The organism is Microbacterium sp. 22179, from assembly GCF_052045715.1.
Classification (GTDB): domain Bacteria; phylum Actinomycetota; class Actinomycetes; order Actinomycetales; family Microbacteriaceae; genus Microbacterium; species Microbacterium galbinum.
In genome coordinates this window covers 71,791-84,771 of sequence record NZ_JBQEPJ010000006.1, presented here as the reverse complement: position 1 = coordinate 84,771, position 12,981 = coordinate 71,791, and the positions used below count along the sequence as shown (strand labels likewise).

General features: G+C 69.4%; 11 protein-coding genes. 7 read left to right on the top strand and 4 right to left on the bottom strand.

Translation table 11 applies throughout. The features are described 5' to 3' along the window. Positions 1-8: 8 nt before the first annotated feature. The 3 genes from ACTJKK_RS13750 (at position 9) to clpX (ending at position 3,751) form a co-directional block, all read left to right on the top strand. Entirely contained in the window at positions 9-1,451 is a 1,443-nt protein-coding gene (locus ACTJKK_RS13750; protein ID WP_440748420.1) for an aldehyde dehydrogenase family protein, read from the top strand. Beyond that, entirely contained in the window at positions 1,448-2,299 is an 852-nt protein-coding gene (locus ACTJKK_RS13745; RefSeq protein WP_247631986.1) for an aldehyde dehydrogenase family protein, read from the top strand. Before ACTJKK_RS13750 ends, ACTJKK_RS13745 begins: the two co-directional genes overlap by 4 nt. Before the next feature lie 183 nt (positions 2,300-2,482). Further along, the gene (clpX, locus tag ACTJKK_RS13740; RefSeq protein ID WP_440748419.1) at positions 2,483-3,751 is read left to right on the top strand and encodes an ATP-dependent Clp protease ATP-binding subunit ClpX; all 1,269 of its coding nucleotides are present in this window, start codon (positions 2,483-2,485) and stop codon (positions 3,749-3,751) included. An 18-nt stretch (positions 3,752-3,769) separates the two neighbouring features. On the opposite strand, the gene ACTJKK_RS13735 is transcribed toward clpX, so the two are convergent. The 3 genes from ACTJKK_RS13735 to valS all read right to left on the bottom strand — a co-directional run bounded on the left by ACTJKK_RS13735 (position 3,770) and on the right by valS (position 7,184). Beyond that, positions 3,770-4,267, bottom strand: coding sequence for a GyrI-like domain-containing protein (locus tag ACTJKK_RS13735; RefSeq protein WP_440748418.1), 498 nt, complete (start codon positions 4,265-4,267; stop codon positions 3,770-3,772). Positions 4,268-4,353: 86 nt separating this feature from the next. Next, positions 4,354-4,569 (bottom strand): hypothetical protein, encoded by a 216-nt coding sequence (locus ACTJKK_RS13730; RefSeq protein WP_247622146.1) that lies wholly within the window; start codon positions 4,567-4,569, stop codon positions 4,354-4,356. Further along, a complete protein-coding gene (gene valS, locus ACTJKK_RS13725; protein WP_440748417.1) occupies positions 4,569-7,184 on the bottom strand; it encodes a valine--tRNA ligase in 2,616 nt (871 codons plus the stop codon). The genes ACTJKK_RS13730 and valS overlap by 1 nt, the downstream gene beginning before the upstream one ends. Before the next feature lie 168 nt (positions 7,185-7,352). Here valS and ACTJKK_RS13720 point away from each other — a divergent pair, with 168 nt between their 5' ends. From ACTJKK_RS13720 to ACTJKK_RS13705, 4 genes are read left to right on the top strand one after another with little or no spacing between them, the layout of a single operon-like run. Next, positions 7,353-8,963 (top strand): ABC transporter substrate-binding protein, encoded by a 1,611-nt coding sequence (locus ACTJKK_RS13720; protein WP_440748416.1) that lies wholly within the window; start codon positions 7,353-7,355, stop codon positions 8,961-8,963. Between the two features lie 33 nt (positions 8,964-8,996). Then, positions 8,997-9,941, top strand: a complete 945-nt coding sequence (locus ACTJKK_RS13715; RefSeq protein ID WP_440748415.1) for an ABC transporter permease — start codon at positions 8,997-8,999, stop codon at positions 9,939-9,941. Next, positions 9,938-10,750 carry an ABC transporter permease gene (locus ACTJKK_RS13710; RefSeq protein ID WP_440748414.1) on the top strand — a complete coding sequence of 271 codons (813 nt, stop codon included), beginning with the start codon at positions 9,938-9,940 and terminating at the stop codon, positions 10,748-10,750. The genes ACTJKK_RS13715 and ACTJKK_RS13710 overlap by 4 nt, the downstream gene beginning before the upstream one ends. Then, positions 10,747-12,261: an ATP-binding cassette domain-containing protein gene (locus ACTJKK_RS13705; protein ID WP_440748413.1), complete on the top strand. Its 1,515-nt coding sequence runs from the start codon at positions 10,747-10,749 to the stop codon at positions 12,259-12,261. Before ACTJKK_RS13710 ends, ACTJKK_RS13705 begins: the two co-directional genes overlap by 4 nt. Positions 12,262-12,270: 9 nt before the next feature. Here the strand turns inward: ACTJKK_RS13705 and ACTJKK_RS13700 are convergent, their stop codons facing one another. Continuing rightward, positions 12,271-12,921: a pentapeptide repeat-containing protein gene (locus ACTJKK_RS13700; RefSeq protein WP_440748412.1), complete on the bottom strand. Its 651-nt coding sequence runs from the start codon at positions 12,919-12,921 to the stop codon at positions 12,271-12,273. Positions 12,922-12,981 lie beyond the last annotated feature (60 nt).

Genomic DNA, 12,981 nt, shown 5'->3' with positions numbered 1-12,981 from the left:
TACGCAAAATGTCATTTCTGGAATACGCCCCCGCGCCGGAATCCACGGCGCTGCTGAACCTCAAGGACAGCTACGGCCTCTTCATCGACGGTGAGTTCGTCGAGGGATCCGGCAACAGCTTCACCACCATCTCGCCCGCGACCGAGAAGCGCATCGCCGAGATCGCGACCGCGAGCGATGACGACGTCGACCGCGCCGTCGCCGCTGCACGCCGTGCCTACGAGAAGACGTGGTCGCGGATGAGTGGTCGCGACCGCGGCAAGTACCTCTTCCGCATTGCCCGCCTCGTGCAGGAGCGCGCCCGCGAACTCGCCGTGGCCGAGAGCCTCGACAACGGCAAGCCGATCAAGGAGAGCCGCGACGTCGACGTCCCCCTGGTCGCCGCCTGGTTCTTCTACTACGCCGGATGGGCCGACAAGCTCGATCACGCCGGCCTCGGTGCGAACCCGCGTGCGCTCGGCGTGGCCGGACAGGTCATCCCGTGGAACTTCCCGCTGCTGATGCTCGCGTGGAAGCTCGCCCCTGCCCTTGCGGCCGGGAACACGGTCGTGCTGAAGCCCGCCGAGACGACGCCGCTCACCGCGCTGATCTTCGCGGAGATCCTGCAGCAGGCGGATCTGCCCGCCGGTGTCGTCAACATCATCACCGGTGCCGGGCCGACGGGCGCGGCTATCGTGCGTCACCCCGACGTCGACAAGGTCGCCTTCACCGGCTCGACCGGCGTCGGCCGCGACATCGCGAAGGCGGTGGCCGGCACGAACAAGAAGCTCACGCTCGAGCTCGGCGGCAAGGCCGCGAACATCGTGTTCGACGACGCGCCGATCGACCAGGCGGTCGAGGGGATCGTCAACGGCATCTTCTTCAACCAGGGGCACGTGTGCTGCGCCGGGAGCCGCCTGCTCGTGCAGGAGTCGATCCACGACGAAGTCATCGATCGGCTCAAGACGCGCCTGTCGACGCTGCGTCTGGGCGACCCGCTCGACAAGAACACCGACATCGGCGCCATCAACTCCGCAGCCCAGCTGGCGCGCATCCGCGAGCTCAGCGACATCGGCGAGGCGGAGGGCGCCGAGCGCTGGACCGCGGACTGCGCGATCCCGGAGAAGGGCTTCTGGTTCGCCCCGACGATCTTCACCGGCGTCGAGGCCTCGCACCGCATCGCGCGTGACGAGGTGTTCGGCCCGGTGCTCTCGGTGCTGACCTTCCGCACGCCGGCCGAGGCGATCGCCAAGGCCAACAACACCCCCTACGGCCTCTCGGCGGGCATCTGGTCGGACAAGGGATCGCGCATTCTCGCCGTCGCCGACCGCCTGCGCGCGGGCGTGGTGTGGGCGAACACGTTCAACCGTTTCGACCCGTCGAGCCCGTTCGGCGGATACAAGGAGTCCGGTTACGGCCGCGAGGGCGGCCGCCAGGGTCTCACCGCCTACCTGAAGGGATCGGCAGCATGAGCAAGCGACTGACCGTGCCGAAGACGTACAAGCTGGCGATCGGCGGTGCCTTCCCGCGCAGCGAGTCGGGACGCACCTACGAGGTCGTTTCGCCCAAGGGAGCCTTCCTCGCGAACGCGGCGCAGGGTTCGCGCAAGGACGCCAGGGATGCCGTCGTCGCGGCGCGTTCCGCGGTGAAGGGCTGGTCGGGCGCCACCGCGTACAACCGCGGCCAGGTGCTCTACCGCGTCGCCGAGGTGCTCGAGGGCCGTCGCGCGCAGTTCATCGACGAGATCGTCGCCCAGGAAGGGCTGTCGGCATCGGCCGCAGCCTCGCAGGTCGACGAAGCGATCGACCTCTGGGTCTGGTACGCGGGATGGTGCGACAAGTACGCGCAGGTCGCCGGCAACGCCAACCCCGTGGCGGGTCCCTACTTCAACATCACCGTTCCCGAGCCGACGGGTGTCGTCGCGATCGTCGCACCGCAGGACTCGGCACTGCTCGGTCTCGTCTCGGTCGTGGCACCGGCGCTCGTCGCGGGCAACACGGTCGTCGTGATCGCGAGTGAGCGGCATCCGCTCTCGGCCATCAGCCTCGCCGAGGTGCTCGCGACCAGCGACGTGCCCGGCGGCGTGGTGAACGTGCTCACCGGTTCGCCGGCCGAGATCGCGCCGTGGCTCGCCTCGCATCAGGACGTGAACGCGCTCGACCTCGCGGGTGCCGGTGCGCTCGAGTGGGTCGATCTGCAGATCGCGGCCGCCGAGACGCTCAAGCGCGTGATCGCGCCGGGTGAGGTCGTCGCCTCGCCCGAGCGCATCGCGGCATTCACCGAGGTCAAGACCGTGTGGCACACGAAGAGCATGATCTGATCCGACCTGATCCGATCGCTCGACGAAGGGCCGGTTCGCAGGATGCTGCGGGCCGGCCCTTCGTCGTGTCGAGCGCTCCGAACCGAGGCTCTCTGACACGGCCCCTGTCCCAATGCGTCCCGGTGTCCGATGCAGAGGTTAGGCTCGAAGCACGATCTCTGGATCCCCCATAGGAGGACGCGCATGGCCCGTATCGGTGAAAGCGCTGACCTGTTCAAGTGCTCGTTCTGCGGAAAGAGCCAGAAGCAGGTGCAGCAGCTCATCGCTGGCCCCGGTGTGTACATCTGCGACGAGTGCGTCGAGCTGTGCAACGAGATCATCGAGGAGCGGATGGCCGAGTCCTCCGCCGAGGGAGTGACGGACTTCGATCTGCCCAAGCCCCGCGAGATCTTCTCGTTCCTCGAGGAGTACGTCGTCGGTCAGGAGCCCGCCAAGAAGGCGCTCGCCGTCGCCGTCTACAACCACTACAAGCGCACCCGCGCGCACAGCACGCTGCAGCCGGCGGAGCAGAAGGCCGACGAGGTCGAGATCGCGAAGAGCAACATCATGCTCATCGGGCCGACCGGGTGCGGCAAGACCTATCTCGCCCAGACGCTCGCCAAGCGCCTCAACGTGCCGTTCGCCGTCGCCGATGCGACCGCGTTGACCGAGGCCGGCTACGTCGGTGAAGACGTCGAGAACATCCTCCTCAAGCTCATCCAGGCGGCGGACTACGACGTCAAGCGTGCCGAGCAGGGCATCATCTACATCGACGAGATCGACAAGGTGGCCCGCAAGGCCGAGAACCCGTCGATCACCCGGGACGTCTCGGGCGAGGGCGTGCAGCAGGCGCTGCTCAAGATCCTCGAGGGCACGGTCGCCTCGGTGCCGCCTCAGGGTGGACGCAAGCATCCGCACCAGGAGTTCCTGCAGATCGACACCACGAACGTCCTGTTCATCGTCGCCGGAGCGTTCGCGGGTCTCGAAGACATCGTCTCGGCACGCGTCGGCAAGCACGGCATCGGCTTCGGCGCCCCGCTGCACGATAAGGGCAAGGACCTCGATCTCTTCAGCGAGGTGCTGCCCGACGACCTGCACAAGTTCGGTCTGATCCCCGAGTTCATCGGCCGTCTGCCCGTGATCGCCTCGGTTTCTCCGCTCGATCAGGATGCCCTGATCGACATCCTCACCGGCCCGCGCAACGCGCTCGTGAAGCAGTACCAGCGCATGTTCGAGCTCGACGGCGTGCAGCTTGAGTTCGAAGAAGACGCGCTCCGCTCGATCGCCGATCTCGCCGTCGAGCGCAAGACCGGCGCTCGGGGCCTGCGCGCGATCCTCGAAGACGTGCTCGGTCCGATCATGTTCGAGATCCCCTCGGCCGAAGACGTCGCCAAGGTGATCGTGACCCGTGCCGCCGTCGACGAAGGCGCGCCTCCCACCATCGTGATGGAGCGCAAGCGCAAGAGCGCGTGACCTCCGGACGACGGGACCTCAGGCGACCGGCAGGATGAGGTCGGTGCGCAGCTCTTCGGGATCCTCGGTCGGGTCGGAGACGTAGACCTCGATCCAGATCCCCCGGTGGTGCAGGCCCTCCACGCCGGCTCTCTCGGCGAGACCCATCCACGCCCGCCCGAGACCGTCGTACGATCCGATGTGCGTGGTCGCGGCGGCGTCGCCGGATGGAAGGATGGACGCCTGCACCGACGCGCCGCTCGCGGTGATCAGTGGATCCGTCGGCGCCGTGGCGACGGGGAAGCCGAGCTCCAGGTCGAAGACGCCCATCGGGTCTCCGTAGTAAATCGCCACGGCGGGCCCCGCCGGCACGAGCGTGCCGTCGTGGAAGTAGGCGGCGATCGCGCCGTAGCCGGTGTCGAAGGCGTCGCGAAGGTCTGCGATGCGGATGCCCTCGTGCCGGATCACCGCCAGAGGAGCGGGATCGAGGGTGAGGCGCTCCACCGCGCCGAACGGACTGTCAGGAAAGGCGGTCATGCCCACATCGTCGGGGCTTCCCGCGGAAACCGCAAGAGGCCCCTCCGCCGGTGGGCGGAGGGGCCTCTCACGATGACTGCAGGGCGTCAGTCCTCGAACGGGCGGGCGATGACCTCACCCGTTGCCGACTGCAGAACCTCCCAGCCGGCGTCGAGCTCGGCGATCGCACGCCCCTCGAGCCAGGTGAGTGTCCAGTGACCGGTGACTCCGCGCGACTCGACCTCGGCGATCGCGGGACGGAGAGCCGCGGGAACCGATGCGGGAGCCTCGGAACCGGTCGCCCAGCGCGTGCCCAGCTGCATCAGGAGGCCTCGGTCGGTGCGAGCTCGATGGCGGTGACGGCGAAAGCATCCGCCTCCACGAACTCCAGCTCGGCGATCCGGCCCACGGCCCGCAGATCGTCGGCGGCGGCTTCGAGAGCGACGAGCTTCGCGGCAGGCGCCGCGATCACCGCACGCGACACCGGAGTCTTCTGCGACGCCTTGGCCTCGGTCTTCGCACGGCGGATACCGATCAGCGCCTCGCTCGCGGCCGACAATACGGCGGTGTCGCCCTCGATGCCGAGAGCCTCGGGCCAGGCTGCGGTGTGCACCGAGCCCTCCTCGAACCACGACCACGCCTCTTCGGTCGCGAACGACAGCACGGGCGCGAGCAGCCGCAGCAGGGTCGACAGGGCGAGGCGCAGCGCGAGGGCGGCGGATGCCTGTCCCACGTCGTTCTGGTTGTAGGCGCGCTCCTTCACCAGCTCGAGGTAGTCGTCGCAGAACGTCCAGAAGAACGCCTCGGTGATCTCGAGCGCACGGGCCTGATCGTAGTTCTCGAACGCGGCGGTGGCCTCGGCGATCACTCCGTCGAGCGCGCTGAGCATCGAAGCGTCGAGGGCGTGCGTGACCTGAGCGCCTTCGGGCACCGGGAACGACAGCACGAACTTCGCCGCGTTCAGCACCTTGATCGCGAGGCGACGACCGATCTTCACCTGCGTCGGGCTCTGCGGGTCGAAGGCGGCATCCGCGCCGAGGCGGCTCGATGCGGACCAGTAGCGCACGGCATCCGATCCGTGCGTCTCGAGGATGTCGGCGGGCGTGACCACATTGCCCTTGGACTTCGACATCTTCTTGCGGTCGGGGTCGACGATGAAACCGCTGATCGCGGCGTTGCGCCACGGCGAGCGGCCGTCTTCGAGCACGGATCGCAGCATGGTCGAGAAGAGCCAGGTGCGGATGATGTCCTGACCCTGCGGTCGCAGATCGAACGGGGCCGTGAGGTTCCACAGCTCCTCGTCGCGCTGCCAGCCGCCGGCGAGCTGCGGGGTGAGCGAGGAGGTCGCCCAGGTGTCGAAGATGTCGGCCTCGGCGTCGAAGCCCCCCGCGACGCCGCGCTGGTCCTCGGTGTAACCGTCGGGCACGTCGGTGGTCGGGTCGATCGGAAGCGACGCGGCATCCGGCACGATCACGCGCTCGTAGTCGCGTTCGCCGTTCTCGTCGAGTCCGTACCAGAGCGGGATCGGCACGCCGAAGAAGCGCTGACGCGACACGAGCCAGTCGCCCGTGAGCCCGCCGACCCAGTTCTCGTAGCGCACGCGCATGAAGTCGGGGTACCAGTTCAGCTCGGTGCCGTGCGAGAGCAGCTGCTCGCGCAGGTCGCCGTCGCGGGCGCCGTTGCGGATGTACCACTGGCGCGTCGACACGATCTCGAGCGGGCGGTCGCCCTTCTCGAAGAACTTCACCGCGTGGCTGAACGGCTTGCCGACCGCGGTCATGTCGCCGGTCTCCTGCAGCTTCTCGACGATCGCCTTGCGGGCGCTGAAGACCGTCTTGCCGGCGACCTCCTCGGTGTACCAGGCGCGGGCGTCGGCGTCGGCGACGGTCGAGGGCGCCTCCGGCAGGAAGCGACCGTCCAGGCCGATCGTGGTCATGTTCGGCAGCGACTCGCCGGCGGCGGTGCGCAGTTCGCGCCACCAGATGATGTCGGTCACGTCGCCGAAGGTGCAGACCATCGCGGCTCCCGTGCCCTTGTCGGGCTGAGCGAGGTGGTGACCGTGGATCTCGATCTCGGCGCCGAAGAAGGGCGTGCGCACCTTCGTGCCGATCAGGTGCTTGTGCGGGCCCTCGGGGTGCGTCACGATCGCGATGCATGCGGGGAGCAGTTCCGGGCGGGTGGTGTCGATGGCGATCGACCCCGATCCGTCCGCGAAGGGGAACTCGATCGTGTGATAGGCGGCCTGCTGCTCGCGGTCCTCGAGCTCGGCCTGCGCGATCGCGGATCGGAAGTCGATGTCCCAGAGCGTCGGCGCGAGGGCCTGATACGCCTCACCGCGCTCGATGTTGCGCAGGAAGGCGAGCTGGCTCTGGCGGATCGTGTCGTCCGAGATCGTGCGGTACGTCTGCGTCCAGTCCACGCTCAGGCCGAGCTGGCGGAACAGCGCCTCGAACTGCTTCTCGTCCTCGAGGGTGAGGCGCTCGCACAGCTCGATGAAGTTGCGGCGGCTGATCGGCAGCTGGTCGGCGGCACGGCTCGACTTGTTGTCGCCGCCCTCGAACGGGGGAGTGAAGTCGGGGGTGTACGGCAGGGACGGGTCGCAGCGCACGCCGTAGTAGTTCTGCACGCGGCGCTCGGTCGGGAGGCCGTTGTCGTCCCAGCCCATCGGGTAGAACACCGTCTTGCCGCGCATGCGCTCGAAGCGCGCCTTGACGTCGGTGTGCGTGTACGAGAACACGTGACCGATGTGCAGGCTGCCGGATGCGGTCGGCGGCGGGGTGTCGATCGAGTACACGCCGTCGCGGCCGGACTGCGCCGCCCGCAGGCGGTCGAACAGGTAGGTGCCCTGCTCCGCCCAGGCGGCATCCCACTTCGCTTCGAGACCTTCGAGTGCGGGCTTGTCGGGAATCTGGTTCTGCGCGATTTCGGAAGCAGGCATGAAGGGTCTCCTCGAGCGATGTATGCGGCACTGTGTGAGCGTGCCTGAGTGTGGGTGTGCCCACCAGTCTAGCGAGGGCGCACGCGAGCGGATGCCGTCGCAAATCGACCCAGTCCAAGAATCGGTCCTAGACTGATGTCACCCCATTTTTCGTTCTGAGGAATCGTCATGCCCGCAGCATCCGTGCGCCGTCTTCTCCCCGCCGCGGCGATCGTCGCCGTGACCGCCCTGGCGCTCAGCGCCTGCGCCACCCCCGGTGGACAGGACGGTGACGGCGAGGTGGTGTGGTCGATCGAGGGTGCGAACCTCTCCGCCGGTCACATGGACCCGCAGGTCAGCCAGCTCGACGTGTCGGGCACGGTGCAGCGCGCGGTGCTCGACTCCCTCGTCTTCCAGGAGGAGGACGGCACGTTCTCCCCGTGGCTCGCGACCGACTGGACCGTGTCGGACGACAGCACGGAGTACACCTTCACGCTGCGCGACGACGTCACCTTCACCGACGGCGAGCCCTTCGACGCGGCGGCGGTCAAGGCGAACTTCGACCGCATCGTCGACCCGGAGACCGCATCCGCGCAGGCGGCGAGCATGCTCGGCGCCGACTTCTACGCGGGTACCGAGGTCGTCGACGACCACACGGTGACGGTGAGCTTCACCCAGCCCTACGCTCCCTTCCTGCAGGCGGCCAGCACGCCCCAGCTCGGGTTCTACTCGCCGGCCGTCCTCGCCGACTCCGCCGATCAGCTCAAGGCCGGTGGTCCCGGGATCACCGTCGGCACCGGGCCGTTCGAGCTCACCGAGTACACGCCCGACCAGGAGCTCGTGTACACGCGCAACGACGACTACGCCTGGGGTCCGCACGGCGAGGGGGCCCCGAAGTTCGAGACGCTGCGCGTCGAGATCCAGCCCGAGGCATCCGTCCGTGCGGGCGTCGTGACCAGCGGCGAGGCCGACCTCGCGAGCAACATCCCGCCGAACCTCGCCGGAGACCTCGGCGACGGTGTGAGCGTCGACTCCGTCGAGTACCCGGGCCTCCCGTACTCGCTCTACCTCAACGAGAAGTACGGCGTGTTCGCCGACGACAAGGTGCGCCAGGCGTTCGCCCGCGGCATCGACATCGACCCCGCGGTCGAGGAGATCTTCTTCGGCCAGTTCCCCCGCGCCTGGAGCGTGTTGAGCTCGACGACGCCGGGTTACGACGCGGCTCTCGAGGGCACCTGGGCGTTCGACCCCGACGAGGCGAACCGCCTCCTCGACGCAGCCGGCTGGACCGAGCGCGACACCGACGGCATCCGCATGAAGGACGGCGCGCGTCTCTCGGCACGCTGGATCGCGTGGACGCCGGTGCCCGACGACCGCGCGGCCCTCGCGAACGCGATCCAGTCCGACCTGAAGAAGATCGGCTTCGAGGTCGAGCGCGAGGTGCTCGAGCCGGGCGCCTACAACGAGCAGTACGGACCGAAGACGTTCGACCTGACCGACTGGGGCTTCTCGGGCGTCGACCCCGACTTCCTGCGCGCGCACCTGCACACCGACGGATTCCAGAACGCCTCGCAGGTCACCGATCCCGAGGTCGACGGGCTGCTCGAGCAGGCCGTGGCCACCAGCGACCAGGACCAGCGCAATGCGATCTACACGCAGCTGCAGGAATGGAACGCGACCTACACGGCGATCGTGCCGCTCTACAGCCCGTCAGCGATCACCGCGGTCGGCGAGCGCATCGACGGACTCTCGTACGACCTCTACGGTCGGCCGCTGTTCTACGATGTGACGGTCGGCTGACCCGGGTCGACGCACGGCGGTGAGAGGAGAGCGGTGAAGGCTGCGCTCGCGAAGATCGCCGGTCTCGTCGCATCCGTGGTGGTCGTGCTGTGGGGCGCCGCGACGGTGGCGTTCCTGGCCTTCCGCGTGATCCCCGGTGATCCGGTCTCGGTGATGCTCGGCCCCCAGGCGCAGGTCAGCGAAGCGGTGAAGGACGGCATCCGGGAAGACCTCGGTCTGAATCGTCCACCGCTCGAGCAGTACGTCGACTATCTCGGCCGGCTGGTGCGCGGGGACCTGGGGGAGTCGTATCAGTTGCGGATGCCGGTGGCGGAGGTCATCGGTCGGCAGCTCGGGGCGACCCTGCAGCTGTCGGCGCTCGCGTTGCTCATCGCCGTCGTGATCGCCCTCTCCGTCGCGCTGCTCGTGCGCGGGGAGACAGCGCGTGCGGTCGCGACGGGTGTCGAGCTGGTCGTGCTCTCGTCGCCGGTCTTCTGGATCGGGCTGGTGCTGTTGAGCGTGTTCGCGTTCGGGCTCGGTTGGTTCCCCGTGTCGGGCGCGCGCAACCCCGCCACGATCGTGCTTCCGGCGATCACGCTCGCCCTGCCCGTCGCGGCACTGCTCGGGCAGGTGCTGCGCGACGGCCTCGTGCAGGCCGAGCGGATGCCGTTCGCCGAGACCGTGCGCGCTCGGGGTGCGAGTGCGGGGTGGTTCACGCTGCGGCACGGTCTGCGCCACGGGGCAGCGGGAGCCGTGACGCTGACCGCCTACCTCACCGGATCGGTGCTCGGCGGGGCGGTGCTGGTCGAGACCGTCTTCGCGCGGCCGGGGCTCGGACGGGTGACGCTCGCCGCGATCAGCGACCGCGACCTCCCCGTGATCTCGGGCATCATCCTGCTCAGTGCGCTCGTGTTCGTGATCGTGAACGTCATCGTGGAGCTGGTGCATCCGCTCATCGACCCGCGCGTGCGCGCGGTCGACCGTGGGGCGAGCCGATGAACCGCGCGCAGCGGGTGCTGCTGTGGACGGCCGTCGGGGTGCTGTGCCTCATCGCGTTCGCCGCCGCCTTTCCCGGAGTCCTCGCGACGCACGACCCCGTGCTCACCGATGTGCGGGGAGCATTGCTCCCGCCGAGTGCGGACCACCTCTTCGGCACGGACCAGAGCGGCCGCGACGTGTACTCCCGGGTCGTGTTCGGCGCCGCGCGTTCGGTCGGTATCGGGCTGCTCGCCACGGCGATCGCGCTCGTGGCCGGGCTCGCCATCGGAGCGGTCGCCGGTCTCGCACCCCGTTGGGTCGACGTGTCGCTGATGCGGGTGAACGACGTGCTCATGGCATTTCCCGAGTTCCTGGTCGCGCTCGTCGTGATCGCCGTGCTCGGGCCGGGGCCGGTGAACGTCGCGATCGCCGTCACGCTCGCCGCGGTACCGGTGTACATCCGACTCTCCCGCGTGCAGACGCGCACCCTCCGCGTCGCCGAGCACGTGGAGGCCGCCCGCATCCTCGGCGTGCCGCGTCTGGTGGCGTTCTGGCGGCATGTCCTCCCCGGCGTGCTCGGATCGCTGAGCGTGCTGGCGACGATCGGCATCGGGTCGAGCATCCTCGCCGCCTCCGGACTCAGCTTCCTCGGGCTCGGCCCGGCGGAGCCGACACCGGAGTGGGGCCTCATGCTCGCGGGCGGTCGGAACGTGCTCGGCCAGGCCTGGTGGATCTCCGTGTTCCCCGGTATCGCCATCACCGTCACGGTGGTCGCGGCGACGATCGTCGGTCGTGTGCTGCGGGCGCGCGCGGAGGGGAACGGGCGATGAGCGAGAACAGCGTGCCGGTCATCGAGGTGGACAGCCTGCGCATCACGATCGACGGTGCCGCGGTCGTGGACGGGGTGTCGCTCACGGTGGCACCCGGCGAGTGCGTCGCGATCGTGGGTGAGTCCGGAGCGGGGAAGTCCCTCACCGCCCGGGCGCTTCTCGGGCTCGCTCCCCGCCGAGCCGCCGTCACTGCCGACGTGATGCGCGTCGGCGGCACGGACGTGCGCGGCCTCGACGAGCGCGGATGGCGAAGCGTGCGCGGGGCGCGCGTCGCCCTGGTGGCGCAGGACGCCCTCGTGGCCCTCGACCCGCTGCAGCGCATCGGATCGGAGATCGCGGAGCCTCTGCGCCTGCACGCGCGGGCGGGCGGCGCCCTGCGGGATCGGGTGCTCGCGCTGCTGCACCGGGTCTGGATGCCGGACCCCGAGCGTCGCGTGCGCCAGTATCCGCACGAACTCTCGGGCGGTCTGCGCCAGCGAGCGCTCATCGCCTCGGCGCTCGCCGCCGGGCCCGCCGCACTCATCGCCGATGAGCCGACCACGGCGCTCGACGCCACCGTGCAGGCGAAGATCCTCGGTCTGCTGAGGGAGATCGCGGATGCCGGTACCGCCGTTCTCTTCATCAGCCACGACTTCGCCGCCGTGCGCCTGCTCGCGGACCGCGTGCTGGTGATGCGCGACGGAGAGATCGTGGAGGAGGGCGCCGTCGCCGAGGTGCTCGAGGAGCCGCAGCATCCGTACACGCGGCAACTCATCGCCGCGACCCTGCACGAGCCCCGTGAGGCGGGCGATGCCGGCGGTGAAACGGTCGCCTCGGCCGAGCGGGTCTCGGTGGCGTTCGCAGGGGTTCCCGCCGTCGTCGATGTCTCGTTCGACGTGCGCCAGGGAACGACACTCGGGATCGTCGGGGAATCCGGATCGGGCAAGACCACGCTCGCACGGGTGCTGTTGGGGGTGCAGGCGCCGGATACCGGGAGCATCCGCTGGAACGGGGCGCACCGGGTGCAGTTCGTTCACCAGAATCCGCTCGGCGCCTTCGATCCGCGCTGGAGCGTCGGCCGTTCCCTGCACGAGGCGCTCGCGGCGGGCGGCGTACCGCGTGCCGAACGTCGGGAGCGCGTCTCGGCCCTTCTCGGTGAAGTCGATCTCGATCCGTCCTTGGCCCGGCGTCGCCCGTCGGAGCTCTCCGGCGGGCAGAGGCAGCGCGCGGCGATCGCCCGCGCGCTCGCGGCGAATCCCGACGTGCTGGTGCTCGACGAGCCGGTCTCGGCGCTCGATCCCTCGGTGCGGGAGCGCGTGCTGCGTCTGCTCCACCGGCTGCAGCGCGAAAGGCGGTTGACGATGGTCTTCGTCTCCCACGACCTCGACGTCGTGGCAGCGGTCGCCGACGACGTCCTGGTGATGCAGGGCGGCCGGATCGTGGAGCAGGGGGCGGTCGCCGAGGTGTTCGCGGCTCCGCAGCATCCGTTCACCCGGGAGCTGCTCGCGGCGAGCGGCGTCCGCCGACCCTGATCGGGTCGCTCAGTCGGTGACGTGGATGCCGAGCCCCGCGGCGAACACAGGGGCGAGGTGCTGCACCTGGAAAGCCGTGAGCGTCGTGCCGCGCAGGCTGTTCGCGTCGAGGAAGGCGAGGGCGTCGAGTCCGCGCAGATCGACATCGGTCGCCCGCATGCCGCGGGTGTCGACCTCGTCGCTCGCCGAATCCGTGAAGCGCACCCGGGTGAGCTCCGCCTGGGGCATGTCGAGAGCGCGGATGCGGCATCCGATCACGTCGAGGTCTTCGACGCGGGCCGCTCCCAGGTTGAGGTAGTCGATGCGGAGATCGCGGAGTTCGAGCTCGGACACCCGGGTGGTGCTGAGATCGAGCGTGCCGATGCGGCCGCCGGTCACCCGCAGGCGGCGGATGCCGGCGCCGCGGAGCTTGACCGACGCGGCGCGGATGCCGGTGACGTCGACGTCGAGCACGGTGGCCCCCGTGAGGTCGATCGTGTCGGCATCCGCGGTCACGACGCACTGCTCGAGCGAGGCGTAGGCGAGGTCGGCGTCGCCTGCGAGCTCGATACGTGCGGCGATGAGGTCGGCGTTGCGCGCGGCGACGGCGGCGTCGAGGTGATCGGGGAGGTCGGGAGGCGAGACGCGAGGTGCGACGGGGGTCTCGGGGGAGCGGGCCATTCCTCGAGCGTAGGGCGGAGCGCCGACACTCACGGGATCCCGCAGGCCCGCCGGGACGCG